General features: G+C 65.6%; 29 protein-coding genes and 1 pseudogene. 8 read left to right on the forward strand and 22 right to left on the reverse strand.

Annotated features, from left to right (window positions below; genetic code table 11):
• Positions 1–2: 2 nt before the first annotated feature.
• Positions 3–614: a transcriptional repressor LexA gene (gene lexA / locus F3I62_RS15000; protein ID WP_160490444.1), complete on the reverse strand. Its 612-nt coding sequence runs from the start codon at positions 612–614 to the stop codon at positions 3–5.
• A gap of 240 nt (positions 615–854) precedes the next feature.
• Between lexA and F3I62_RS15005 the strand changes: the two genes are divergently transcribed.
• From F3I62_RS15005 to F3I62_RS15020, 4 genes are read left to right on the forward strand one after another with little or no spacing between them, the layout of a single operon-like run.
• A complete protein-coding gene (locus F3I62_RS15005) occupies positions 855–1,559 on the forward strand; it encodes a TetR/AcrR family transcriptional regulator (RefSeq protein WP_160490445.1) in 705 nt (234 codons plus the stop codon).
• 44 nt (positions 1,560–1,603) lie between these two features.
• On the forward strand, positions 1,604–2,128 hold the full coding sequence (locus F3I62_RS15010; protein WP_160490446.1) for a L,D-transpeptidase: 525 nt from the start codon (positions 1,604–1,606) through the stop codon (positions 2,126–2,128).
• A gap of 21 nt (positions 2,129–2,149) precedes the next feature.
• Positions 2,150–3,148 carry a beta-N-acetylhexosaminidase gene (gene nagZ, locus F3I62_RS15015; RefSeq protein ID WP_160490517.1) on the forward strand — a complete coding sequence of 333 codons (999 nt, stop codon included), beginning with the start codon at positions 2,150–2,152 and terminating at the stop codon, positions 3,146–3,148.
• 25 nt (positions 3,149–3,173) lie between these two features.
• Complete coding sequence (locus tag F3I62_RS15020) at positions 3,174–3,911, forward strand: S-methyl-5'-thioinosine phosphorylase (RefSeq protein ID WP_160490447.1); 738 nt, start codon at positions 3,174–3,176, stop codon at positions 3,909–3,911.
• A 75-nt stretch (positions 3,912–3,986) separates the two neighbouring features.
• Here the strand turns inward: F3I62_RS15020 and F3I62_RS15025 are convergent, their stop codons facing one another.
• The 7 genes from F3I62_RS15025 to F3I62_RS15055 all read right to left on the reverse strand — a co-directional run bounded on the left by F3I62_RS15025 (position 3,987) and on the right by F3I62_RS15055 (position 9,817).
• Positions 3,987–4,904, reverse strand: coding sequence for a LysR family transcriptional regulator (locus tag F3I62_RS15025; RefSeq protein ID WP_160490448.1), 918 nt, complete (start codon positions 4,902–4,904; stop codon positions 3,987–3,989).
• Positions 4,905–4,981: 77 nt separating this feature from the next.
• Entirely contained in the window at positions 4,982–5,443 is a 462-nt protein-coding gene (locus tag F3I62_RS15030) for a hypothetical protein (protein WP_160490449.1), read from the reverse strand.
• Positions 5,440–5,814 (reverse strand): MAPEG family protein, encoded by a 375-nt coding sequence (locus F3I62_RS15035; RefSeq protein ID WP_160490450.1) that lies wholly within the window; start codon positions 5,812–5,814, stop codon positions 5,440–5,442. The genes F3I62_RS15030 and F3I62_RS15035 overlap by 4 nt, the downstream gene beginning before the upstream one ends.
• Positions 5,815–6,159: 345 nt before the next feature.
• Positions 6,160–6,951: an ABC transporter ATP-binding protein gene (locus F3I62_RS15040; RefSeq protein ID WP_160490451.1), complete on the reverse strand. Its 792-nt coding sequence runs from the start codon at positions 6,949–6,951 to the stop codon at positions 6,160–6,162.
• A gap of 10 nt (positions 6,952–6,961) precedes the next feature.
• The gene (ntrB, locus tag F3I62_RS15045) at positions 6,962–7,819 is read right to left on the reverse strand and encodes a nitrate ABC transporter permease (protein ID WP_160490452.1); all 858 of its coding nucleotides are present in this window, start codon (positions 7,817–7,819) and stop codon (positions 6,962–6,964) included.
• Positions 7,820–7,836: 17 nt separating this feature from the next.
• Positions 7,837–9,120 (reverse strand): CmpA/NrtA family ABC transporter substrate-binding protein, encoded by a 1,284-nt coding sequence (locus F3I62_RS15050; RefSeq protein ID WP_160490453.1) that lies wholly within the window; start codon positions 9,118–9,120, stop codon positions 7,837–7,839.
• 370 nt (positions 9,121–9,490) lie between these two features.
• Positions 9,491–9,817: a transcriptional regulator gene (locus F3I62_RS15055; protein WP_160490455.1), complete on the reverse strand. Its 327-nt coding sequence runs from the start codon at positions 9,815–9,817 to the stop codon at positions 9,491–9,493.
• A gap of 173 nt (positions 9,818–9,990) precedes the next feature.
• Between F3I62_RS15055 and F3I62_RS15060 the strand changes: the two genes are divergently transcribed.
• Positions 9,991–10,377, forward strand: coding sequence for a hypothetical protein (locus F3I62_RS15060; RefSeq protein WP_160490457.1), 387 nt, complete (start codon positions 9,991–9,993; stop codon positions 10,375–10,377).
• Between the two features lie 139 nt (positions 10,378–10,516).
• On the opposite strand, the gene alaC is transcribed toward F3I62_RS15060, so the two are convergent.
• The 8 genes from alaC to pyrC form a co-directional block, all read right to left on the reverse strand.
• Positions 10,517–11,755 carry an alanine transaminase gene (alaC, locus tag F3I62_RS15065; RefSeq protein ID WP_160490458.1) on the reverse strand — a complete coding sequence of 413 codons (1,239 nt, stop codon included), beginning with the start codon at positions 11,753–11,755 and terminating at the stop codon, positions 10,517–10,519.
• Positions 11,756–11,875: 120 nt separating this feature from the next.
• A complete protein-coding gene (locus F3I62_RS15070) occupies positions 11,876–13,240 on the reverse strand; it encodes a pyridoxal-dependent decarboxylase (protein ID WP_160490459.1) in 1,365 nt (454 codons plus the stop codon).
• A gap of 179 nt (positions 13,241–13,419) precedes the next feature.
• The gene (locus F3I62_RS15075) at positions 13,420–13,998 is read right to left on the reverse strand and encodes an ANTAR domain-containing response regulator (protein ID WP_160490460.1); all 579 of its coding nucleotides are present in this window, start codon (positions 13,996–13,998) and stop codon (positions 13,420–13,422) included.
• A 21-nt stretch (positions 13,999–14,019) separates the two neighbouring features.
• Positions 14,020–15,234, reverse strand: coding sequence for a CmpA/NrtA family ABC transporter substrate-binding protein (locus tag F3I62_RS15080; protein WP_160490461.1), 1,215 nt, complete (start codon positions 15,232–15,234; stop codon positions 14,020–14,022).
• A gap of 216 nt (positions 15,235–15,450) precedes the next feature.
• Positions 15,451–15,660, reverse strand: a complete 210-nt coding sequence (locus F3I62_RS15085) for a YgdI/YgdR family lipoprotein (RefSeq protein WP_160490462.1) — start codon at positions 15,658–15,660, stop codon at positions 15,451–15,453.
• A gap of 139 nt (positions 15,661–15,799) precedes the next feature.
• Entirely contained in the window at positions 15,800–16,018 is a 219-nt protein-coding gene (locus F3I62_RS15090; protein ID WP_160490464.1) for a bacterioferritin-associated ferredoxin, read from the reverse strand.
• A 172-nt stretch (positions 16,019–16,190) separates the two neighbouring features.
• The gene (gene rnt / locus F3I62_RS15095; protein WP_160490465.1) at positions 16,191–16,865 is read right to left on the reverse strand and encodes a ribonuclease T; all 675 of its coding nucleotides are present in this window, start codon (positions 16,863–16,865) and stop codon (positions 16,191–16,193) included.
• Positions 16,862–17,908, reverse strand: coding sequence for a dihydroorotase (pyrC, locus tag F3I62_RS15100; RefSeq protein ID WP_160490466.1), 1,047 nt, complete (start codon positions 17,906–17,908; stop codon positions 16,862–16,864). Before pyrC ends, rnt begins: the two co-directional genes overlap by 4 nt.
• 150 nt (positions 17,909–18,058) lie before the next feature.
• Here pyrC and F3I62_RS15105 point away from each other — a divergent pair, with 150 nt between their 5' ends.
• From F3I62_RS15105 to gloA, 3 genes are all read left to right on the forward strand, one after another.
• Positions 18,059–18,976, forward strand: coding sequence for an OmpA family protein (locus tag F3I62_RS15105; RefSeq protein WP_256667784.1), 918 nt, complete (start codon positions 18,059–18,061; stop codon positions 18,974–18,976).
• Between the two features lie 119 nt (positions 18,977–19,095).
• Positions 19,096–20,313, forward strand: coding sequence for an argininosuccinate synthase (locus F3I62_RS15110; protein WP_160490468.1), 1,218 nt, complete (start codon positions 19,096–19,098; stop codon positions 20,311–20,313).
• Between the two features lie 74 nt (positions 20,314–20,387).
• Positions 20,388–20,780 carry a lactoylglutathione lyase gene (gene gloA, locus F3I62_RS15115; protein ID WP_160490469.1) on the forward strand — a complete coding sequence of 131 codons (393 nt, stop codon included), beginning with the start codon at positions 20,388–20,390 and terminating at the stop codon, positions 20,778–20,780.
• Between the two features lie 152 nt (positions 20,781–20,932).
• On the opposite strand, the gene F3I62_RS15120 is transcribed toward gloA, so the two are convergent.
• The 6 genes and pseudogenes from F3I62_RS15120 to F3I62_RS15145 form a co-directional block, all read right to left on the reverse strand.
• On the reverse strand, positions 20,933–21,118 hold the full coding sequence (locus F3I62_RS15120) for a PA3496 family putative envelope integrity protein (RefSeq protein WP_160490470.1): 186 nt from the start codon (positions 21,116–21,118) through the stop codon (positions 20,933–20,935).
• Positions 21,119–21,225: 107 nt separating this feature from the next.
• Positions 21,226–21,864 carry an endonuclease III gene (nth, locus tag F3I62_RS15125; RefSeq protein WP_160490471.1) on the reverse strand — a complete coding sequence of 213 codons (639 nt, stop codon included), beginning with the start codon at positions 21,862–21,864 and terminating at the stop codon, positions 21,226–21,228.
• Entirely contained in the window at positions 21,861–22,571 is a 711-nt protein-coding gene (locus F3I62_RS15130) for an electron transport complex subunit E (RefSeq protein ID WP_160490472.1), read from the reverse strand. The genes nth and F3I62_RS15130 overlap by 4 nt, the downstream gene beginning before the upstream one ends.
• Positions 22,564–23,220, reverse strand: a complete 657-nt coding sequence (gene rsxG, locus F3I62_RS15135; RefSeq protein ID WP_160490473.1) for an electron transport complex subunit RsxG — start codon at positions 23,218–23,220, stop codon at positions 22,564–22,566. The genes F3I62_RS15130 and rsxG overlap by 8 nt, the downstream gene beginning before the upstream one ends.
• 1 nt (position 23,221) lies before the next feature.
• The gene (locus F3I62_RS15140) at positions 23,222–24,253 is read right to left on the reverse strand and encodes an RnfABCDGE type electron transport complex subunit D (RefSeq protein WP_160490474.1); all 1,032 of its coding nucleotides are present in this window, start codon (positions 24,251–24,253) and stop codon (positions 23,222–23,224) included.
• Positions 24,254–24,267: 14 nt separating this feature from the next.
• Positions 24,268–24,845: pseudogene (locus tag F3I62_RS15145) on the reverse strand (electron transport complex subunit RsxC); the annotation flags it as partial.

Genomic DNA, 24,845 nt, shown 5'->3' on the forward strand with positions numbered 1-24,845 from the left:
CGTTAGCGACGGATCACGCCGACACTCAAACCTTCGATGATCAGATCCTGTTCTTCCAGATTCACTTCGATCGGGGCGAACTCGGGGTTTTCGGCAAGCAGCAGCACCTTGTTGCCGCTGCGCTGGAAGCGCTTGACCGTGACTTCGTCGTCGATGCGGGCGACTACTATCTGGCCGTTGCGGGCTTCGCGGGTGGTGTGTACGGCGAGCAGGTCGCCATCGAAGATGCCGATATCCTTCATGCTCATGCCGCGCACCCGCAGCAGATAGTCGGCGCGCGGATGGAAGAAGCAGGGATTGATCTGGCAGGACTCTTCGACATGCTGCTGGGCCAGGATCGGCGCACCGGCGGCGACCCGGCCGATGATCGGCAGGCCTTCTTCTTCCTGGGCTTCCGGCTCGTAGCCGGGAATGCGGATGCCGCGCGAGGCGCCGGGGGTCATCTCGATGGCGCCCTTGCGGGCCAGGGCCTTGAGATGTTCCTCGGCGGCGTTGGGTGACTTGAAGCCCAGCTCCTGGGCGATCTCGGCGCGAGTCGGCGGGTAACCATTGGCTTCCAGGCAACGCTTGATGAAGGCGAGGATTTCGGCTTGGCGGGGCGTGAGCTTGAGCATGGTGGTCGTCTGTCTGTTTATACAGTTGCTGTGATTATATACAGTGATATTGCCCTGGCAACTGTTCTTTTCGCCGTGCCGGCGGGGCTTTTGTTCCGCCTGCCTGCTTGGCGCAAAGCCTGGGCAATCTGCACTATGGTTAAATGCGTGACCGGTCGGCCATGATTGGGCTCGTGAGACTTGACACGGCAGCGACCTGAAACGTATGTTTCAAACAAGTGTTTGTCAGGTGGAGATGTCATGGCTCAGTCAGAAACTGTCGAGCGCATTCTTGATGCGGCAGAGCAGTTGTTCGCGGAAAAAGGCTTCGCCGAGACCTCTCTGCGTCTGATCACCAGCAAGGCTGGGGTCAATCTGGCGGCGGTCAATTACCACTTCGGCTCCAAGAAGGCGCTGATCCAGGCGGTGTTCTCGCGCTTCCTCGGGCCGTTCTGCGCCAGCCTGGAAAAGGAACTGGATCGTCGCCAGGCCAAGCCCGAGAGCAAGGCCAGCCTCGAGGATCTGCTGGAAATGCTGGTGGAGCAGGCCCTGGCGGTCAAACCGCGCAGCGGCAACGACCTGTCGATCTTCATGCGCCTGCTGGGGCTGGCCTTCAGCCAGAGCCAGGGCCACCTGCGTCGCTACCTGGAAGACATGTACGGCAAGGTGTTCCGCCGTTACTTGGTCCTGCTGCACGAAGCCGCGCCACGCATCCCACCATTGGAGCTGTTCTGGCGGGTGCATTTCATGCTCGGTGCGGCGTCATTCAGCATGTCCGGGATCAAGGCGCTGCGTGCCATCGCCGAGAATGATTTCGGCGTGGATACCTCGATCGAGCAGGTCATGCGCCTGATGGTGCCGTTCCTCGCTGCCGGCATGCGTGCTGAAACCGGCGTCAGCAGCGAAGCGCTGGCCACCGCCCAGCTGAAGCCTCGGGCCAAGGTCGCCACCGCGGCAAAAGCCTGATTGCGGCTGTGCCCGGGCGGGCCGATCGGCTAAGCTAGTCGCCTATGCGTCCGCTCGATTTCCTGCACATTTCCCTCGCCGATCAGTGCCTGTACGGTTTTGCCGACGGGCAGCTGCTGCTGCGCCTGCCTGTCTCCACGGCCCGCAATGGCGCGGGCGAGCAGAGCGGCTCCAACTGCACGCCGCGCGGCCGCCATCAGGTGCGGGCAAAGATCGGTGAGGGCTTGCCGCTGGGGGCAGTCTTGCGCGGGCGACGCTGGACCGGCGAAGTCTGGTCCGCTGAGTTGCACCAGCAGTTCCCCGGGCGCGACTGGATCCTCACGCGCATCCTCTGGCTGAGCGGCTGCGAGCCGGGGCGCAACCGGCTGGGCCCGGTGGACACCTTCCGTCGCTACATCTACCTGCACGGCACCCCCGAGCGGGAACCCATGGGCGTGCCGCTGTCTCATGGCTGCGTGCGCCTGCGCAACGCCGATCTGCTAACACTCTTTCCCCGTGTGCCGCTGCACTGCGCGGTACTGATCGATGAGGCGCCGTGCCCCGCGTGGGCGGCTGCCGATCTCGGCTAAGGACTATTCGTGAAGACTCCCCTGTATGGTTCGCTGATGCTGGACGTGCAAGGCACCTGGCTGACCGCCGAGGACCGCCAGATCCTGCGCCAGCCACAAGTGGCCGGGCTGATCCTGTTTGCCCGCAATATCGAAGACCCGCGCCAGGTACGCGAACTCTGTGCGGCAATCCGCGCCGTGCGCCCGGATCTGCTGCTGGCGGTGGACCAGGAAGGCGGCCGGGTGCAGCGCCTGCGCCAGGGCTTCGTGCGCCTGCCGGCCATGCGCGCGCTGGCCGACAACGACAACGCCGAGTACCTGGCCGAGCAGTGCGGCTGGCTGATGGCGACCGAGGTGCTGGCAGTCGGCCTCGACCTCAGTTTCGCTCCGGTGCTGGATCTCGATCATCAACGCAGCGCGGTGGTCGGTAGTCGCAGCTTCGAGGGTAATCCCGAGCTGGCGAGCAAGCTGGCTGGTGCTTTCATTCGTGGCATGGCGGCGGCCGGCATGGCCGCCACCGGCAAGCACTTCCCTGGTCATGGCTGGGCCGAAGCCGACTCCCACGTGGCGATCCCGGTGGATGAGCGCAGCCTGGAGCAGATCCGCGCCTGCGACCTGCTGCCGTTCCAGCGGCTCAGCCAGCAGCTGGCGGCGGTGATGCCGGCCCATGTGATCTACCCGCAGGTCGACAGCCAGCCGGCCGGTTTCTCCCGGCGCTGGCTGCAGGACATCCTGCGCGGCGAGCTGGGTTTTGCGGGCGTGATCTTCAGCGACGACCTGTCCATGGCCGGGGCCCATGTGGTCGGCGATGCCGCCAGCCGCATCGAAGCGGCGCTGGCGGCCGGCTGCGACATGGGTTTGGTGTGCAACGACCGCGGCGCCGCCGAGCTGGCCCTGAGCGCCCTGCAACGCCTGCAGGTGCAGCCACCCAAGGGCCTGGCGCGCATGCGCGGGCAAGGCTTCGCCACCACCGAATACCGCCAGCAGCCGCGTTGGCTGACGGCCGTGGCCGCCTTGCGCGCCGCACAGCTGATTGATTGAGCTTGCTGTTGAAAAGGATAAACGCATGACTGTCTACGCCATCATCGGCGGTACCGGCCTGACCCAGCTGGAAGGCCTGACCCTGACCGAGGAACTAGCCCTGGATACGCCCTACGGCGCGCCATCGGCAGCCATCCAGCGTGGCCTGTACGCCGGGCGCGAGGTGCTGTTCCTCGCCCGCCATGGCCATCCGCATCGCATTCCCCCGCATCAGGTCAACTACCGCGCCAACCTGTGGGCGCTCCGGCAGGCCGGCGCCGAGGCGATCATCGCGGTCAATGCGGTGGGTGGCATCCATGCTGCCATGGGCAGTGGTCACCTGTGTGTGGCGCACCAGATCATCGATTACACCTGGGGCCGCGAGCACACCTACTTCGCCGGGGATATCGAGCACGTTACCCACATCGATTTCAGCTACCCCTATGACGAAACCCTGCGCGGCAAGCTGGTCGACGCCCTGCAGGCGCTGGGCCATGCGCACAGCAGCCATGGCGTGTACGGCGCCACCCAGGGCCCGCGCCTGGAAAGCGTGGCGGAGATCGCCCGCATGGAGCGCGACGGCTGCGACATCGTTGGCATGACCGGCATGCCCGAAGCCGCCCTGGCCCGCGAGCTGGAACTGCCCTATGCCTGCCTGGCGCTGGTGGTCAATCCGGCGGCCGGCAAGTCCAGCGGCATCATCACCATGGCCGAGATCGAACAGGCCCTGGCCGATGGCATCGGCAAGGTCAAGGCGGTACTGGCCCGCGTGCTGGCGGCCTGAACACCCCCTGCTGCGGGTCGGCGACTGATGCGTGCTGCCCGCTGAGCTTCGGTGGCGCAGGGCCTGGTGCCATGCTTAGGGGTTGGCTGGGACAGACGCCGGTACGCAAAGGCCGCCAGACTGATACAGCTGTGCCTGCAGCAAGTGCAGCGCGCCCTGCACGAACGGCCGGCGTTCGTCGCTGGCCACGGCGGCCTGCCAGCGGAAAGCCATGCCGCTTGCGCCCACTGGCCTGACCAGCAGGCCGCTCTCGTCGCCCTGCAGCTGGCGGCGGGGCAGCAGGCTGATGCCCAGGCCGGCACGCACCAGGGCGATGATCGTGGCGATGTCCTGGATATGCTGCAGCGAGCCCAGCTCGATGCGTTGCGGGTGCAGGTAGCGGCGGTAGAGCAATGACTGCTCCAGCTTGAAGTGGTAGAGCAGGTCGACCCCGGCCAGATCGCTGGCCTCCAGCCAGGGCTTGGCGCCCAGCGGGTGGGCCGGCGGCAGGATCACCACCATCTCGTCGCGGTTCAGCGCCAGCCAGTCGACCCCGCTGGCCGCGCTGGTTTCGCCGAGAATGGCAATGTCGCAGTCGTGGCACAGCAGGCTGTCGAGCAGGTTGGGCACCTGTTTGACCTGCACCTCGATCTGCGGGAAGCGCCGACGGAACGCTTGCAGGAAGTCCGCCAGCCAGTCGCTCAGGTGCATGCGGTCGATGGCCAGGCGCAGGCGCCCGGAGTCGCCGCGGGCATAGCGCGCCAGATGCTCCTCCAGCACCGCCACGTCGCCGAGAATGCGCTGGGCGTGGTCATCGAAGGCCAGGCCGGCCTCGGTCGGCAGCATGGCCTTCTGCGTACGCTGGAACAGGGCCAGACCCAGGCGCTCCTCCAGCTCTGCCAGCTGCTTGCTCAATGCCGGCTGCGAGATGAATAGCGCCTCGGCGGCGCGAGTGAGATTGCCGGTCTGGCTGATGCTGCGCACCAGGCGCAGGTGCTTCATTTCCAGGCGCACGTGTGGCTCCATTTCCCTGGCAGGACTGCCGGCGCCATCTTCACCGTTGCGCCGGCAGTGGGCAAGCCGGGGGTGGATCAGTCGAGCTGGCGCGCCGGGATCAGGTCGTGGCGCTGATCCTCGATCCGGCGAATGGCGACCCGACAGCCGTCACGAACCTGTGGGTCGGCACGCGATTGCAGCACCACCAGCTGCCCGCCGATCTTCTTCAACAGGGCGCGGTCGTACTCCATCAGGCGATGGCAGGCGGCCACGTCGCCGCTGCCTTCCAGCGAGCAGGGGAAGCGGATTTCGCAGTAGGCGGTATCGTCTTCCAGGCGCTCGATGCGCCAGAACTGCGGCAGGCCGAACAGCCGCCGCCATTCCTCGGCGATGGCCAGGGTGCCGTGCTGCGCCTGGCCACGGTTCTTGCGCCAGATCAGCTGCGCCAGCAGGCGCGCCAGCCAGCGCGTACGCCAGTGCCAGGCGCTGCGCGCCAGCGGGCCGGTGAAGCCGTTGACCAGCCGGTACAGGGCGATTTTCTGTTCGTCGCTGCTCATTGCGGCAGCAGGAGGAGCACGCTGACGGCCAGCAGCACCAGCACGGTCAGGCCATGACTGGCCTGGCGCAGCAGGAGCAGGCGAGCGAACAGGCCGGTGCAGTAGAGCAGGCGCAGCATGATGAAGGCGAAGCCGAGGGCGGCGGTCAGCGCGGGACTGATCTGCCCGCTGGTTTCGCCCAGGTAGAGCAGGACGATGAACAGCACCGACTGTTCCAGGCTGTTGCCATGGGCGCGCACGGCCTTGAGCAGATCGGTCTTGCCGCCGTCGCCGAAGGCGATCTGGTGACGCATGCGCAGGCGCGAGATGTTGAGTGACAGGCCGATCAGCAGCAGGGACAGGATCGCGGCGATATAGACGCTGTAGGGCATGGGTGTTTCTCGTTGTTGTTAGGGGCACTGGCGAGATTAGGGGCAGGGGTTGGCGATGTAAAAGCGTCAGTGCTCATGGCGGTGATTCCCTGGGGTTATGGCAGGTAAAAGAAAGCCCGATACCAGATCGGGCTTTCGAGGGGCCGGCAGGCCGGAAAAATCGGATCTGCTACGCGTCGGCGATACGGCGTTAAGAACAGCCTCAGCAAGCCGCTTGCGGCTAACGCGCTTCCGCGCGACCCGAAGGGCGAGTGAAACGAGTCATGCTCATTTACAATTCGTAAACTGCGCTTCTTCGGCTGTTCTTGCCTTGTCTCGCTCTAGCTCGGGAGATCCTAATCAGAGCTAGGCGGCGGGACGCTGCTGGCGCTGGTAGAGAAACTCCAGCACGGCCGTGCGATACGCGTGGTACTGGCTGTCGTTGGCCAGGGCCAGGCGATTGCGCGGTCGCTCCAGCTCGACCTTGACGATATCGCCGATGGTCGCCGCCGGGCCGTTGGTCATCATGACGATGCGATCCGAGAGCAGCACGGCTTCGTCGACATCATGGGTGACCATCACCACGGTGCTGTGGGTCTCGCCGACGATGCGCAGCAGCTCGTCCTGCAGGTGGGCGCGGGTCAGGGCGTCCAGCGCGCCGAACGGCTCGTCCATCAGCAGCACCTTGGGCTCCATGGCCAGGGCGCGGGCGATGCCGACGCGCTGTTTCATGCCGCCGGAGATCTCGTTGGGGTGCTTGTGCGCGGCATGGTCGAGGCCGACCATGTGCAGCGCGGCGGCGGTGCGCTCCTTGAGCTGGGCCTTGCTTTCCTTGCCGGCGAAGACCTTTTCCACCGCCAGATGGACGTTGCCGAAGCAGGTCATCCAGGGCAGCAGGCTGTGGTTCTGGAACACCACGGCGCGTTCCGGACCGGGGCCGTCGATCTCGCGGCCGTTGCAGATCAGCCCGCCCTCGCTGGCCTCGAGCAGGCCGGCGATCAGGTTGAGCACGGTGGATTTGCCGCAGCCGGAGTGGCCGATCAGCGAGACGAACTCGCCCTTGGCGATGCTCAGGTTGACGTCGCTGAGCGCCTGGAAACGGCCTTTCTTGGTATCGAAGTGTTTGCTGACGTGGGTCAGCTCGACGAACTTGTCCATGGCGAACTCCTTAGCTGGCGTAGTCGAAGCGCTTGGCCAGCAGGAGCAGGGCCTGCTCCAGGGCCAGGCCGACCAGGCCGACGATGATGATGGCGATGAGGATGTGTTCGACGTTGAGGTTGTTCCACTCGTCCCACACCCAGAAGCCCAGACCGGTGCCGCCGGTGAGCATCTCGGCGGCGACTATCACCAGCCAGGCCACGCCGATGGCCAGGCGGATGCCGGTCATCAGGTGCGGCAGCACGGCGGGGAAGAGGATGCGCGTGAGCACCTTGAACTCCGACAGCTTGAGCACGCGTGCCACGTTGAGGTAGTCCTGTGGCACGCTGGCGACGCCGGCGGCCGTGTTGAGAATGATCGGCCAGATCGAGCTGATGAAGATCACCCAGATCGAGGCCGGACCGGCAGCCTCGAACACCAGCAGGCCGATCGGCAGCCAGGCCAGCGGCGAAACCGGACGCAGCAGGCTGATGATCGGCGAGAGCATGTTGCCGAGGAAGGCGAAGCGGCCGATGGCGAAGCCGAGCGGAATGCCGATCAGCGCCGCCAGGCCGAAGCCCAGACCGACACGGCCAAGGGAATGCAGGATATTCCAGCCGATGCCCATGTCGTTCGGGCCATTGTCATAGAACGGGTCGGCGAACAGCTCCAGTGCCGAATACCAGGTCGACAAGGGGCCCGGCAGACCTTCGCTGCGGGTGGCGATCAGGGCCCAGACGCCGATGAACAGGGCAATGCCGAGCAGCGGCGGAATGACTGCCTTGATCAGGTTGGTGAGGGCCTCCGCGCCGAGCAGGGCCCGGCGCGGAGTGCTGCTGGGGGCAACCGGGGTGGCCATTGTCAGTGGTGTTTTCACTGGAGCGTTCATCTAGGTGCCTCCGAAAATCAGGCTTTAATCGCGAAGGAATTGGCGTAGGCAGCCGGGTTGGAGCCGTCCCACACCTTGCCGTCGATCAGGGTGCTGGAGCGCATCACACTGCTCGGCACGCTCAGCCCAAGGGCGCTGGCGGCCTCGCTGTAGAGCTTGGTCTGGTTGATCTGCGCGGCCACGGCGGCGTAGTCCGGGTCGTCCTTGAGCAGACCCCAGCGCTTGAACTGGGTGAGGAACCACATGCCGTCGGAGTGGTAGGGGAAGTTCACGCTGCCGTCTTTGCAGAAGGCCATCGGGTTCTTGTCCTGCCAGCTGTTGCCCAGACCGTCCTCGTAGTTGCCGAGGAAGCGCTGTTCGATGACTTCGGCCGGCGCGTTGACGTAGGCCTTGCCGGAGATGAGCTTGGCGGTGGCCTTCTTGTTCGCGTCGGAGGCATCGATGAAGCGGCTGGCGTCGAGGATGGCCATGACCAGCGCACGGGCGGTGTTGGGGTTCTGCTCGACGAACTCGCGGGAGCAGCCCAGCACCTTCTCCGGGTGGTCGGCCCAGATCTGCTGGGTGGTGGTGGCGGTGAAACCAATCTTGTCGAACACCGCACGCGCGCCCCAGGGCTCGCCGACGCAGAAACCGTCCATGTTGCCGACGCGCATGTTGGCAACCATCTGCGGTGGCGGCACGGTGATGGTTTTCACGTCGGTGAACGGGTTGATGCCATAGTTGGCCAGCCAGTAGTACAGCCACATGGCGTGGGTGCCGGTGGGGAAGGTCTGGGCGAAGGTCAGCGGGTTGCCGCCTTTCTTGATGTGCGCGGCCAGTTGTTCGCCGGTGGTGACGCCGGCTTCCTTGAGCTGCTTGGACAGGGTGATGGCCTGGCCGTTCTGGTTCAGCCCCATGAGCACGGCCATGTCCTTCTGCGGCCCGGCGACGCCCAACTGCGAGCCATACATCATGCCGTACAGCACGTGGGAGGCATCCAGTTCGCCGGTATTCAGCTTGTCGCGCACGCCGGCCCAGGAGGCTTCCTTGCTCGGGTTGATGGTCAGGCCGTACTTGGCGGCGAAGCCCTGGGTGGCGGCGACCACCACCGAGGCGCAGTCGGTCAGCGGGATGAAGCCGATATTCAGCACGGCCTTTTCCGGCGCGTCGGAGCCAGCGGCATAGGCCGCGCTGCGCAGGAAGCCCGGGGCGGACAGACCGAGGGCGGCCACCCCGCCGACGGTGCCGGCGACGGCGATGGAATGCTTGAGGAAATTGCGGCGGCTGTTGTTAACCGGGTCTTTGGAATCACGATCACTCATGGAGTTTTCCTTTTTCATGGGCAAAAAAAACGGCGTACGCCAGAGGAACCCGATGGGGGAGGGTGCTCTGGCGGACGCCGTTGTCCGTGATCCGCGGCCCACCGCCGTTGGTGTGCTGCGCAGGAATCTATGGGAGGTATTGCAAGGGGCTTGCCAGTTTTGATCTGGCGCAGGTACGGCGAGCCCGCCGAGGGCTTTGAAAGGCTCTGCAGGTGTCGAGATAGTGCAATTGAATCAACTGGTTAGCGGTGTGTTGCGAGTGTGCGCAAAGCGCTGAATGCTGCCCCGGCAGATGCTCCGGCTGGGTGATTTGCGAGTCACGGCGGTGCTGCGGGGCATTGCCGTGTGCGCTTTTGGTTCGGTGTGCGCGCTAGCTGCGCAGGGTCGCCAGCGGCTGGGCTTCGAGTGCCTCGACGTAATCGCGCAGCCAGCGCAAGACTTCCACTGCCTCCCAGCGCACCGGGTCGAACAGGGCATAGGCCTGGCCCTGGTAGCCGACCACGTCCAGCTGGCGGTGATAGCCGGCGCGCTGCAGCAGGGCTTCGATTTCGGCGAAGCAGGTATTGAAGTGCACCCGCTTGAACGGGGTCTTGCTGCCAGTGACCAGGCCTTCCAGGTGCAACTCCTCGACCATGGCGCGGATGCTCTCCAGCGGCATCTGGTTCACTTTTTTCTTCAACTGCAGTACGTCCTGCATGGTAGGAATCCTCTGGGGCGCATCGGGGTGGGTGCGCGTTGTGTGGGTAGAAATAGCCTAATCGAAAAATACTGTACAAATAAACAGTATTCGATAATAGTGAGCTCACGCACTACCGATCAGTTACCTCCGCCTGCCCCGCAGGGGATTCACCGAGAAGAGGAGCCGCCCATATGCACCACAAGCTGATGACACTTCTGCTATTGGCCCTGCTGGCCGGCTGCGCCCAGCCACAACTGGAGCAGCCCAAGGCCAACGGCGCCTACCTGGTGATCGAGGATGGCGCAGCCTGGGCGGTGCTGGTTTCCGATGGCAAGCGGGTCGAGGAGTCGGGGCGGGTACTGGATGTGGTCAAGCTGCCCGGCCAGCATTCCAGCATCGCCGCCAGCTATGTGATCGAGACGGCCAACTGCGGCAAGCTGCAGTGGCTTACCGAGCGCGACGAGTTCGGCGAGATCACCCGCCTGGCGCCCAGCGGCAATGAGCAACTGGCACGTCCCGATTGCGTGATCGGCAACGGCCTCAGCCGCGCCTGGACCGCGCTGGATTACTCCAGCTGAAACAACAAGACCCCGGCAGACTGCGCTGCCGGGGTCTTGTTGCTCATGCTTGCCGTAGGGGGCGCCGTGCGCACCAACCAGCCTGTACAGGACTCTGGTGCGCGCAGCGCAGCCTACGCGAGCGCTACAGGCTTCTGCCTCAACTTTCGCCCTTGTTGCGCGGCTTGGCGGCCGGTGCCTGGAGCAGCCCATCGGCGCGGAACATCGCCTTGATTCCGCGGATGGCCTGGCGGGTGCGGTCCTGGTTCTCGATCAGGGCGAAGCGCACATGGTCGTCGCCGTAGTCGCCGAAGCCGATGCCCGGCGAGACGCAGACCTTGGCTTCCAGCAGCAGCTTCTTGGCGAACTCCAGCGAGCCGAGATGGGCATAGGGTTCGGGGATCTTGGCCCAGATGTACATCGAGGCCTTGGGGTTCTCCACCATCCAGCCGGCTTCATGCAGGCCCTTGACCAGCATGTTGCGGCGCTGGCGGTACTGTTCGGCGATATCGCGCACGCACTGCTGGTCGCCTTCCAGGGCGGCGATGGCCGCCACCTGCAACGGAGTGAAGGTGCCGTAGTCGTGGTAGCTCTTGATCCGCGCCAGGGCGCTGACCAGTTCCGGGTTGCCGACCATGAAGCCGATGCGCCAGCCGGCCATGTTGTAGCTCTTGGACAGGGTGAAGAACTCCACGGCGATGTCCTTGGCGCCTTCCACCTGCATGATCGACGGCGCCTTCCAGCCGTCGTAGACGATGTCGGCGTAGGCCAGGTCGTGGATCACCAGCACGTCGTACTGCTTGGCCAGGGCCACCACGCGCTCGAAGAAGTCCAGCTCCACGCACTGCGCGGTGGGGTTGGAGGGGAAGCCGAGGATCATCATCTTCGGCTTGGGGATCGACTCGCGAATCGCCCGTTCCAGCTCGGCGAAGAAGTCCACACCGGGCACCAGCGGCACCGAGCGCACCTGGGCGCCGGCGATCACCGCGCCGTAGATGTGGATCGGGTAGCTGGGGTTGGGCACCAGCACGGTGTCGCCATGATCCAGGGTGGCCAGCATCAGGTGCGCCAGGCCTTCCTTGGAGCCGATGGTGACGATGGCTTCGCTTTCCGGGTCGATCTCGACGGCGTAGCGTTCCTGGTACCAGCGCGAGATGGCGCGGCGCAGGCGCGGGATGCCGCGGGACGTGGAATAGCCGTGGGTGTCGTCGCGCTGGGCGACCTGCACCAGTTTCTCGACGATATGCGGCGGCGTGGCGCCATCCGGGTTGCCCATGCTGAAGTCGATGATGTCCTCGCCACGGCGGCGGGCGGCCATCTTCAGTTCGGCGGTGATGTTGAAAACGTAGGGGGGGAGACGATCGATGCGCGCAAAACGGCGCTTAGCTTGTTCAGCCATGCTTTCCTCGAAGACGTAAGCGCCCGGAACCGTCCGAGCGACGTTGGCCAGTGCGCTGGCCAGGCGGCGAAGATAAGCGCTGCGGCGGGACTTTGTCGAGCCCCGCAGCAACGCTGGTGTTCACAGCGGAATCTGCCGCTTCAGGCGTAGCAGCAGGTCGGCCAGCAGCTCGATATCGGCATCCGTGGTGCGCCACGACGAGACGCTGAGACGAAAGGCCGGGCGGCCCTGCCAGATGGTCGGGCCGAACCAGACCTCGCCGCTGGCCTGCGCCGCCTCGCGGATGGCCACGGTCTGCGCATCGCTGTCGCCGCGCACCAGCACCTGGTTTAGCACCACGCGGTTGAGCACGGGGTAGCCACCCTCGCGCAGGCGCTCGGCCAGCTGGCCGGCCTGGCGGATATGCCGGTCGATCAGTGCGCGCAGGCCGTCGCGGCCGAGGCTGGCCAAGGCTGCCCAGATCGCCACGCCGCGGGCGCGACGGGAGAACTCCAGGGTCAGGTTCTTCTGCGCGTCCTTGCTCGCGCTGGCATAGGCGGCGTCGCTGTTCATCGCCGTGGCCAGGGCGTCGGCATCGCGGCAGATGGCCATGGCGCCGTCGTAGGGGGTGTTCAGCCATTTGTGGCCGTCGCAGGTCCAGCTGTCGGCCAGCTCCACGCCAGCGGCCAGCTGTGCAGAAGAAGAGGCGCGGGCCCACAGGCCGAAGGCGCCGTCCACATGCACCCAGGCGCCGACGGCCTTGGCTGTGGGGATCAGCTCGGCGAAGGGGTCGAATTCGCCGGTGTTCACCTCGCCGGCCTGCAGGCAGAGGATACTCAGGTCATCCAGCGCCGGCAGCTGCGCCGGGTCGATGCGGCCCTGGGCATCGGTGGGCGCGACGATCAGCCGGTTCATGCCGAAGCCGAGGATGCGCAGGGCCTTCTTCACCGTGATGTGGCAGGTGGCGGAGACCACCACGCGCACTTCCGGTGCGCCGATCAGGCCATCGCCATCAAAGTCCCAGCCCTTGCTCGCCAGTAGAGCGCGGCGCGCGGCCGACAGGCTGGCCAGGGTGCAGGCGGTGGCACTGGTGCCGAAACCGACGGCGCTGCTGCGGGGCAGGTCGAGGGCTTCCAGCACCCAGCGTCCGGCGGTGCGCTCCAGCACATCGGCGACCGGGGCATTGTCGAAGGAGGAGGCGCACTGGTCCCAGGCCAGCACCATGCGTTCCGCTGCGGCGGCAGCGGGCAGGGTGGCGCCGATGACGAAGCCAAAGTAGCGCGGGCCGTTGCTGGCCACGGTGGCCGGTGAGCCGATTTCGTCCAGCTGGCGCAGCACCTCCTGATCATTCAGGCCCTGTTCGGGTAAGGGCTGCTCGAAAGCCTGCAGGGCGGCGATGGCGGCGGGCGAGGGGAAGACCGGACGGCTGTCGATGCCATCGTAATAGTCGAGGGCGCGGCGATCCGCGTCGGCCAGTAGCTGGCATTCTTCGTGGGTGGTAGGCATGGCGATCTCGGTGGTGGGCGCTAATGCCGTCACCTTAGCCAATCAGGGCCTGTTGGCGCAGATACACAGTTACAGGAAGTGAGTCGTACAGTTGAAGACTGACACGGTACGGATGGGGTAACAGTGCAAGGTTTACCGGTACAGTTGTGGCACCCGTGGGCCGGGCGCCGCTGCTTGAGTCAGTTACCCAGCATGTCGTGCATGGCGATGATCTGCTCCGCCACCTGGATCAGCTTCTGCTGGCGGCTCATGGCCTGGCGGCGCATCAGGGTGTAGGCCTCTTCCTCGTTGCAGCTCTTCATCTTCATCAGCAGGCCCTTGGCCAGCTCGATGCGCTTGCGCTCGGCCAGCTGCTCGTCGCGGGCCTGCAGCTGGGCACGCATGGCCTGGTCGCTCTCGAAGCGGGCCATGGCCACATCGAGGATCGGCTGCAGGCGCTGGGCGTGGATGCCCTCGACGATGTAGGCGCTGACCCCGGACTGGATGGCCTGGCGCATCACGCTGGGGTCGTGTTCGTCGGTAAACATGACGATCGGCCGCGGCTGGTCGCGGGTCACCAGCACCACCTGTTCCATCACGTCGCGGCCCGGCGACTCGGTATCGATCAGGATCACGTCGGGGCGCACGGCCTCGACGCGTTCGGGCAAGTCGATGGTCAGCCCCGACTCGTCGATGACCTCGAAGCCCGCCTCGATCAGGGCGCTCTTCAGGCGTCCGACCTTCTTCGGGGTGTCGTTGATCAGCAGAATTCGTAGCATGTTGGCGTTCGTCTCGCAGTGTTACAGGGCGATGGCGGCGGCGGTGCCGCTGCGTGCGTGAATGGCAAAGCTGCGGGCATAGCCGGCCGGGTCGCTGCCGTCCCACCGGCTGCCGTCGAGCAGGGTGGAGCTGCGCATGGGCGTATCCGGCACGCTGATGCCCAAGGCTTCGGCGGCCTGCCGGTACAGCTCGAGCTGGTGGATCTGCCGGGCGATGGCCAGGTAGTCCGGGTCGTCCTTGAGCAGCCCCCAGCGGCGGAACTGGGTCATGAACCACATGCCGTCGGACAGCCAGGGCATGGTCACCTGGCCATCGGCGAAGAAGCGCAGCGGGTGGGCGTCCAGCCAGGCGTGGCCGAGGCCGTCTTCGTACTGGCCGAGGAAGCGCGGCTCGATGGTCGACAGCGGGGCATCGACATACTCGCTGCCGCTGATCAGCTGGGCGGTGCTGCGCTTGTTCTCTTCATTCTCGTCGATGAAGCGGCTGGCCTCCAGCACGGCCATGGTCAGGGCGCGGGCGGTGTTGGGGTACTGCTCGACGAACTCGCGGGTGACGCCGAGGACCTTCTCCGGGTGGTCGGCCCAGATCATCTGGCTGGTGGCCAGGGTGAAGCCCTGGTGCTCCTCGACCGCCAGCGCCCCCCAGGGGCCGCCGGCGCAGAAACCGTCGATGCGCGCGGCCTTGAGGTGGGCGACCATCTGCGAGGGCGGCACCACCACGCTGTTGACGTCTTCCAGCGGGTGGATGCCCTGGGCGGCCAGCCAGTAGTTCAGCCACATGGCGTGGGTGCCGGTGGGGAAGGTCTGGGCGAAGGTCAGTTTTGCACCGCTTTGGCGCACGCGGTTGGCCAGTGCTTCGGCGCTGGTCACGCCGGCCAGCTTGAGCGGCTCGGACAGGTTGATGGCCTGGCCGTTCTGGCTCAGACCCATGAGGATGGCCATGTCGGTGGCCGGGCCACTGAGGCCCAGGTGAATGCCGTAGACCTGGCCGTACAGCGCCTGGGCGGCGTCCAGCTCGCCGGCCAGCAGCTTGTCGCGCAGGGTGGCCCAGGAGGCCTGGCGCTGCAGGTTGAGGGTCAGGCCGTAGGGCTGGGCGAAACCCTGGGTGGCCGCGACGATCAGCGAGGCGGAGTCGGTCAGGGCCATGAAGCCGAGATCCAGGACGCTCTTTTCCGGTGCGTCGGAGCCTGCGACCCAGGCCAGATTGTCGCTGCGAGTGGTGCTGCTGTTGGTCATGTGCTTTGTTCCGCCGTTGAACAAAAAAGGCGCCGCCCCAGCTATCGCGCTAGGGATAGCCGGGAACGACGCCATTGTCTATGAACTGACTCCGCCGTTGGAGAGAGTTCTGCAGCTTCTGCTCTAGCAAGCGATATGCCAGCAGTTGCGCTGCAGAAAAACAAAACCCCGCCGCAGCGGGGTTTTGCAAATAAGTCAGCGGCAGTGAACAGGCTGTTAGCGTTCCATCATCTGCTTCACATTGGCCTGTGGGATTTGCTGCTTGCGGCCTTCACTGTCCTCGAACTCGAGCATGCCGGTGTCGCGGTCCAGTTCCGGCTTGCCATCGCTGGTGAGCAGCTGCCCGTCGGTGGTGGTGATGATGTATTCGCTGGAACAGCCAGCAAGACCCAGGGTGCAGAACAGGGCCAGAATCCAGTGTTTCATGGTGCAACTCCAATGGTCGAAAGTGACGGCGCAACACCGCGCCCCCACGGGGCAAAGCTACTGGCTGGGGGGTTTGGCCTGCAAGTGGGGCAACGAAAAGGGATGCCTGAGCATCCCTTTTGTTGATCTGGGTCGGCTTTCAGGCCGCGACGAAGCTGGCCGGGTAGGCCAGGCCGGCCTGGCTGCTCTGCAGCTCGCCGAGGGTGTCGCGCACCAGCTGCTTGGCCATGCATGCGCATTTACCGCACTGGGTGGCAACGCCGAGGCTTTCGCGTACGTCACGATAGCTGCAGCAGCCCTCGTAGATGGCATCGCGGATTTGGCCGTCAGTAACACCTTGGCAGAGGCAAACGTACATGGGCGGGCTCGGCTGGAAAGTGAGTTGCTAATGGCCAGGGATACTAATGTTAATGAGAATGCTTGTCAAAACTTGGTGTGAGAATTTCCCGTCTCTGCTCTGACGGGCGATGCCCCGGGGGCTGGGCATAAAAAACCCGGCCTGGGCCGGGTTGTTGGTGATGCGCTGCGACTCAGTGGTCGAACTCGTCCCAGCCGCCCATTTCCTTCCAGCGGTTGACGATGCCGCAGAACAGCTCGGCGGTCTTCTCCGTGTCGTAGCGCGCGGAGTGCGCTTCCTTGCCGTCGAAGGCGATGCCGGCGGTCTGGCAGGCCTTGGCCAGTACGGTCTGGCCGTAGGCGAGGCCGGCCAGGGTGGCGGTGTCGAAGCTGGAGAAGGGGTGGAAGGGGTTGCGCTTGATGTCGCAGCGAGCCACGGCGGCATTCAGGAAGCCGAGGTCGAAGCTGCTGTTGTGGCCGACCAGGATGGCGCGCTTGCAGCCATTGGCCTTGATCGACTTGCGCAGGCCCTTGAAGATTTCCCCGAGTGCGTGCGCTTCGCTGACCGCCATGCGCAGCGGGTGATCCAGCTTGATTCCGGTGAACTCCAGGGCCGCCTGCTCGATGTTGGCGCCGGCGAACGGCTCGATGCGGAAGAAGTGGGTGTGGTCGGGGTAGACGAAACCGCCCTCGTCCATGGCGATGGTGGTCGCGGCGATCTCCAGCAGCGCATCGGTGGCGCAGTTGAAACCGCCGGTCTCGACATCCACCACCACCGGCAGGTAGCCGCGAAAGCGCGCGGCCATCGGGTGGCGCGGGCCTGAGGGCAGGCTGCCGTCGAGTTCGTCGTCGAAATGTTCTTCGCTCACGCGGGATTCTCCAGCAGGCGCCAGCGCAGGTTCTCACCGGCGCGCAGGGGGATTACGGTCTGCTCGCCCAGCGGCAGGCTGGCCGGGGCGGTCCACTCTTCGCGCACCAGGGTGATGCGGTCGGTGTTGCGCGGCAGGTTGTAGAAGTCGGGGCCGAAGTGGCTGGCGAAGGCTTCCAGCTTGTCCAGCGCGTTGCGCTGCTCGAAGGCCTCGGCATACAGCTCGATGGCGGCATAGGCGGTGTAGCAGCCGGCGCAGCCGCAGGCGGCTTCCTTGGCGTGCTTGGCGTGCGGCGCCGAGTCGGTGCCGAGGAAAAACTTGGCGCTGCCGCTGGTGGCGGCATCCAGCAGGGCTTCCTGGTGGGTGTTGCGCTTGAGGATCGGCAGGCAATAGAAGTGCGGGCGAATGCCGCCGACCAGCATGTGGTTGCGGTTGTACAGCAGGTGGTGGGCGGTGATGGTGGCGCCGACGTTGCTGGTGGCCGCGTTGACGAACTGCACCGCGTCGCTGGTGGTGATGTGCTCGAATACCACCTTCAGGCTGGGAAAACGCTCGACCACGCGGGTCAGCTGTTCGTCGATGAAGCGTTTCTCGCGGTCGAACACGTCGACCTCGGCACGGGTCACTTCGCCATGCACCAGCAGCGGCAGGCCGACTTCGGCCATGGCTTCCAGCGCCGGGAAGATCTTGTCGATGCTGGTCACGCCGGAATCGGAGTTGGTGGTGGCCCCGGCCGGGTAGAGCTTGGCGGCATGGACGAAGCCGCTGGCCTTGGCCGTGCGCACATCCTCGGCCGAGGTGTTGTCGGTGAGGTACAGCACCATCAGCGGCTGGAACTGGCTGCCGGCCGGGCGCGCGGCGAGGATGCGCTGGCGGTAGCCGTCGGCCTCGGCGGCGGTGCGCACCGGCGGGACCAGGTTGGGCATGATGATGGCGCGGGCGAAGGTGCGTGCGACGTCGGCCACGGTATGCGGCAGCACGGCGCCGTCGCGCAGGTGGATGTGCCAGTCGTCTGGGCGCAGCAGGGTAATGCGGTCTGACATGGAGAGTTCCAGGCGGGTAAAACGTGCTCGCATGCTACCGGAATTGGCCTTTGCCGGCACGGGCTATCAAGTTTTGCCGACCGCGACCGATACCCCAGGAGAATGCCGTTACTCCCCGTGGAGCCTGTCGTGCGCCAACCCTATTTCGCCCTGTCCAGCTTGTTCGTCGGCCTGTGCCTGAGTACACAGGTCGCGGCTATCAGCTTCCAGACCCGCATGGAAAAGGTCGAATGGAAGGTCGAGGGCGACCAGTTCGAGTGTCGCCTGGCGCAGCCGGTGGCGGATTTCGGCAGTGGCGAGTTCGTTCGCCGTGCCGGCGAGCAGGCGACTTTCCGCCTCAAGGCTCGCGAGCGCTGGCTGGGCGCGGGGTCGGCGACCCTGCTGGCGGCGGCGGCGCCCTGGCAACCGGGGCGCGGCGATATCAACCTCGGCCCGGTCACCGTGGTGGCCGGCGAAGTGCCCTTCAACAGTTCCCAGGAACAGGCCGCACGCCTGCTCACCGGCCTGCTCGAAGGGCGCAGCCCATTGGTAAGACACCGCACGAGCGTGGGGGGCGACAGCCTCGATGTGCGCCTGCTGCCGATCAAGTTCGCCCAGGCCTATAACGATTACCTGAAATGCACGGCCGGGCTGCTGCCGGTCAACTTCGACCAGATCCGCAAGGCGCAGATCGGCTTTCCCAGCGGCGTGGTGCTGGATGACGTGGGCCGGGCCAAGCTGGACATCATCCTGGCCTTCCTCAAGGCCGATCCGAGCGTCAACCGCATCGAACTCGATGGTCACTCCGACAACAGCGGCAACCGCCTGGGCAATCGCGACCTGTCGCGGCGCCGGGCGATCGCCGTGGAGGAGTACCTCAAGGCCAGCGGCGTGCCGGCCGAGCAGATCGTCGTACGCTTCCACGGCGAGCGCTACCCGCTGGTGCCGAACAAGGGCGAAAGCAACCGGGCGAAGAACCGCCGGGTCACCCTGACCCTGTCCCGCGAGCCGCTGGCCGAACCGGCCGAAGAGACCGCTCCAGCCCCGGCGGCGCCCACGCCGCCAGCCGATCCCGCGGCCACGAGTTGAAGTCGCGCTGACAAATAAAATTGTCGCTTTGTCGCCAGCGCCTGTCGCGCCCCTGTAAATCGCCCGGCGCGGCCGGTAGAATCACGGGTTTTCCGTACAACCCCGTGGAGTTGATTGGCATGGCGGACGTAAAGAAGGTAGTTCTGGCTTATTCCGGTGGCCTGGACACCTCGGTAATCCTCAAGTGGCTGCAGGACACCTATGAATGCGAAGTGGTGACCTTCACCGCTGACCTCGGCCAGGGCGAAGAAGTCGAGCCGGCCCGCGCCAAGGCTCAGGCCATGGGCGTCAAGGAAATCTACATCGACGACCTGCGCGAAGAATTCGTCCGCGACTTCGTCTACCCGATGTTCCGCGCCAACACCGTCTACGAAGGCGAGTACCTGTTGGGTACCTCCATCGCCCGTCCGCTGATCGCCAAGCGCCTGATCGAGATCGCCAACGAGACCGGCGCCGACGCCATCTCCCACGGCGCCACCGGCAAGGGCAACGACCAGGTGCGTTTCGAACTGGGCGCCTATGCGCTGAAGCCGGGCGTGAAGGTCATCGCCCCGTGGCGCGAGTGGGACCTGCTGTCGCGCGAGAAGCTGATGGACTACGCCGAGAAGCATGCCATCCCGATCGAGCGCCACGGCAAGAAGAAGTCGCCGTACTCCATGGACGCCAACCTGCTGCACATCTCCTATGAGGGCGGCGTGCTGGAAGACACCTGGACCGAGCACGAAGAAGACATGTGGAAGTGGACCGTCTCCCCGGAGAAGGCTCCCGACGCCCCGACCTACATCGAGCTGACCTACCGCAAGGGCGACATCGTCGCCATCGACGGCAAGGAAATGACCCCGGCCCAGGTGCTGACCGAACTGAACCGCATCGGCGGCGCCAACGGCATCGGCCGCCTGGACATCGTCGAGAACCGCTATGTCGGCATGAAGTCCCGCGGCTGCTACGAGACCCCCGGCGGCACCATCATGCTGCGCGCTCACCGCGCCATCGAGTCGATCACCCTGGACCGCGAAGTGGCCCACCTGAAAGACGAGCTGATGCCCAAGTACGCCAGCCTGATCTACACCGGCTACTGGTGGAGCCCGGAGCGCCTGATGCTGCAGCAGATGATCGACGCCTCGCAGAGCAACGTGAACGGCGTGGTGCGCCTGAAGCTGTACAAGGGCAACGTCATCGTCACCGGCCGCAAGTCCGACGATTCGCTGTTCGACGCCAACATCGCCACCTTCGAGGAAGACGGCGGTGCGTACAACCAGGCCGACGCGGCCGGCTTCATCAAGCTCAACGCCCTGCGCATGCGTATCGCGGCGAACAAGGGCCGCAAGCTGTTCTGATAAGCTGAACGCCTTGTGCCAGACGAACCCCGGCCACGAGCCGGGGTTCTGCTTTTCGAGAAGAGGAAAATCTGATGAGACTGCTGCATACCATGCTGCGCGTCGGCGACCTGGACAAGTCCATCGCCTTCTACACCGAAGTACTGGGCATGACCCTGCTGCGCCGCAAGGACTACCCGGACGGCCAGTTCACCCTGGCGTTCGTCGGTTACGGCGAAGAGGCACACAACAGCGTGATCGAGCTGACCTACAACTGGGGTGTGGACAGCTACGAGCTGGGCACCGGCTACGGGCATATCGCCCTGGAAGTGGCCGATGTGTACAAGGCCTGCGAGGACATCCGCGCGCGCGGCGGCAAGATCACCCGCGAGCCGGGGCCGATGAAGCACGGCAGCAGCATCCTGGCGTTCGTCGAGGACCCGGACGGCTACAAGATCGAGCTGCTGTCGCCGAGCCGCAAGGACTGACTCGTTGGGCTGCCGTCCGGCCGTAGCCGTAAGAGGTTGTAGGTTGGGTTGAGGAGTAAGGCGACGAAGCTCTGCGGCGCATGCCCATTGTTGGGCTTCGCTGCGCGCAACAAAAAAGCCCCGCACTTGCGGGGCTTTTTCTTGTGCGACCTTCAGAGGTCGAAGTCGTAGTCGCCGAGCTGTTTCTGCAGGCGCCGCTCTTCCAGGTAGTTGTCGATCACCCGCCGTTTGGCCAGGTTGGTCTTGGCGACTTCCACGACCGGACGCTCGGTGGTTTCTTCGGCGTCTTCGGCGACAAAGTCTTCGTCGAGTACGAGTTCTTCTTTGTCAGTGCTCATCAGGTTCACTCCAACTTACGGGGCGATGTTGGCGACCTTATAGCGGCAAAGCGGGGGAGGGTAAAAAAGATTTTTTCAATCGACGCATTGACTCAGTCAATAAGCGCTCAATCGTCGGAGGTCTTCGCCTTGTATTCGCACAGGTCCTCGATGCGGCAGCTGCCACAGCGCGGCTTGCGCGCCTGGCACACGTAGCGGCCGTGGAGGATCAGCCAGTGGTGCGAATCGAGGAGGAATTCGCTGGGCACGAACTTGAGCAGCTTCTTCTCCACTTCCAGCACGGTCTTGCCGGGGGCGATGCCGGTGCGGTTGCTGACGCGGAAGATGTGCGTATCCACCGCCATGGTCAGCTGGCGGAAGGCGGTGTTGAGCACCACGTTGGCGGTCTTGCGGCCGACGCCGGGCAGGGCTTCGAGGTCTGCGCGGTTGTCCGGCACCTGGCTGTTGTGCTTCTCCACCAGGAGGCGGCAGGTCTCGATGACGTTCTTCGCCTTGCTCGGGTACAGGCCGATGGTCTTGATGTACTCGCACAGGCCGTCATAGCCCAGGGCGTAGATGGCTTCCGGGGTGTTGGCCACCGGGTACAGCTTGGCCGTGGCCTTGTTCACCCCGACGTCGGTGGCCTGGGCGGAGAGGATCACCGCGATCAGCAGCTCGAAGGGCGTGCTGTAGGCCAGTTCGGTCTTCGGCTCGGGGTTGTCTTCGTGCAGGCGGCGGAAGATCTCATAGCGTTTGGCGGCGTTCACTCGATCACCCCGGTGACCCGCACGCGGCGGCTGGCGGCTGGTGCGGTTTCCGGCTGGACGGCCTTGGCGCGCTCGGCGACCAGCGCGTCGATGCGGTTCTTCAGGGCGATCAGCAGGCCGAGGACGAGGAACGCCCCCGGCGGCAGGATGGCCAGCAGGAAGCCCTGGTAGTCGGGAAACAGCACCAGCTGCCAGTTCGCGGCAATCGGGCCGAACAGCAGCTGCATGTTGGCCAGCAGCGCGCCGGTGCCGAGCAGTTCGCGCACCGCGCCGATGGCCAGCAGCACCAGGCCGAAGCCGGTGCCCATCATCAGGCCATCGAAGGCGGCATGGCCGACGCTGTTCTTCGCCGCGAAGGCCTCGGCGCGGCCGAGGATGATGCAGTTGGTGGTGATCAGCGGGATGAAGATGCCGAGGATCTGGTACAGCTCGTAGGTGAAGGCCTGCATCAGCAGCTCGATGCAGGTGGTCAGCGCGGCGATGATCATGACGAACACCGGCAGGCGCACGGCGTCGGTCACCGCGCCGCGGATCAGCGCCACGGCGGCGTTCGAGCAGGCCAGCACCAGGGCGGTGGCCAGGCCCATGCCGAGGGCGTTGACCACCGAGTTGCTCACTCCCAGCAGGGGGCACAGGCCGAGCAGCTGGACCAGGCCCGGGTTGTTCTTCCACAGGCCGTTGACGGCGATTTCGCGGTAGCTAGCCATTGTCGTTTTCCCCGCCCTGGCTGGACACGGGTGCCAGCAGTTCGTCCCGGTGCTTGTCGAAGTATTGCAGCGTCTTGTGCACCGCCTTGACCACCGCCCGTGGGGTGATGGTGGCGCCGGCGAACTGGTCGAACTGGCCGCCGTCCTTCTTCACCGCCCAGCCGTCTGCGTCCGGTGCCCGCAGCGATTGGCCGACGAAGCCGTTGATCCACGGGCTCTTGGCCAGCTCGATCTTGTCGCCCAGGCCCGGGGTTTCCTTGTGCCCGACCACCCGTACACCGGCCAGGCGGCCGTCGGCGAGGATACCGACCAGGAGGAAGATGCTGCCGCTGTAGCCGTCCGGCGCGGTGGCCTGGAGGATCACCGCCGTCGGCTCGCCCTGCAGGGTGGCCAGGTAGGCGGGAGTCGGCGTCTTGTTGCCGAGCAGCGGGTCGAACACCAGGCGCGGGTGGTCCAGCAGGTGGTTGTCATAGCTGCCGGCGGGCAGGATCTGCGCCAGCGCCTGGGCCTTGGCTTCGCGTTCGGCGGTGGCGATGCGCCCGGCGGTGCCTTGCTGGGTGATCGCCACCACGCCGACCGTGACCACGGCGAACAGGCCGAGTACCAGGCTGTTCTTCAGCATCGAGCGGGAAATTTCCGGCAGGGCCATGTCATTCCCCCAGCTTGAAGCCGCGCTCCGGCTTGCGATGGCCGTAGGTGCGCGGGCGGGTGTAGTAGTCGATGGTCGGGGCGCACAGGTTCATCAGCAGCACGGCGAAGGCCACGCCGTCCGGGTAGCCGCCCCAGGTGCGGATGATGTAGACCAGCACGCCTGTGCCTGCGCCGAAGAGGATCCGCCCCAGGTTGCTGGTGGCGCCGGACACCGGGTCGGTGACGATGAAGAAGGCGCCGAGCATGGTCGCGCCAGTTAGCAGGTGGAACAGCGGCGAGCCGTTGGAGTCCGAGCCGGAACCGTTCCAGCACAGCAGGCTGATGACGAACAGCGCGCCGAGCATGCCCAGCGGCGCGTGCCAGCTGATCACCTTCTTGTAGATCAGGAACAGGCCGCCGAGCAGGAAGGCCAGATTGACCCATTCCACCGCCTTGCCGCCGAACTCGCCGAAGGCCGGGTTCTGCGCCCACAGCTCGTCCATGGTCAGGCTCTTGTTGACCTTCAGGCTGTCCAGGGCGGTGGCCTGGCTCCAGCCGTCGGGCAGGGCGGCGAGACCGAAGATCTGCTGGATGCCATCCCAGGCGCCCACCGTGTGCGGCTTGGGCCAGCTGGTCATGTCGATCGGGAAGGAAATCAGCACCACCACGTAGCCGATCATCGCCGGGTTGAATGGGTTCTGACCGAGGCCGCCATACAGCTGCTTGCCGAACACGATGGCGAAGCCGACCGCGACCAGGGTCAGCCACCAGGGCGCATAGGGCGGCAGGGCCAGGGCCAGCAGCACGGCGGTGACCAGGGCACTGCCATCCTTGAGGAAGAAGGCGATCGGACGCTTACGCGCGGCCAGGATCGCCGCCTCCACGGCCAGGGCGACGACGCTGGCCCAGACCAGGTTGACCAGGGTGCCGATGCCGAACAGCCAGGTCAGGGCCAGGGCGCCGGGCGCGCAGGCGGCGGCCACCAGCAGCATGACGCGCTGGGTGCGGTTGCTGCCTGTGGCGTGGGGCGAGGTGATGCGGGGCAGGGCCATGCGGTCTCCGGGGGTCAGCCTCGATGGGCGGCCAGGGCTTGTTCGGCGGCGGCCAGGCGCGCGCGTGCGCTGTTCAGCGCCTCGCCGGCAGCCTGCTCATCGCGCTCCAGCTTGCGCAGGTCGGCGCGGGCGAAAGCGAGTTCGGTCTTCAGGGCACGCAAGGCTTCATCCACCGGGCCCTTGTCGGTACGCACCAGCTCGGGGGGCGGCTTGTTCGAGGCCTCCTCGGCGGCATGCAGGGCCTGTTCGGCGGCGGCGAGGGCGGCGCGCAGGGGCGCCAGCTCGGCGTCCCCGGCAGCGGCCTGTTCCGCCTTCTTCAGTTCGGCGCGTTTCATCGCCAAGTCGATCTTGGCCTTCTTCAGCGCTTCGTCCCCGGCCGGCTTGGCCGCTGGAGCCGGCGCTGCGCTTTGCAGGGCCTCCAGGGCCTGCTCGGCGGCGGCCAGTTGCTGGCGGGCCTGTTCCAGCTCGGCCTGTTGCTTGGCTGTTGGGCTTTCCAGCTTCTCCAGCTTGCGCAGCTGGGCCTTGAGCATTGCGGCCTCGATCTTGGCCTTCTTCAGCGCTTCGTCCCCGGCCGGCTTGGCCGCTGGAGCCG

It is taken from the genome of Pseudomonas sp. R-28-1W-6, from assembly GCF_009799925.1.
GTDB lineage: Bacteria > Pseudomonadota > Gammaproteobacteria > Pseudomonadales > Pseudomonadaceae > Aquipseudomonas.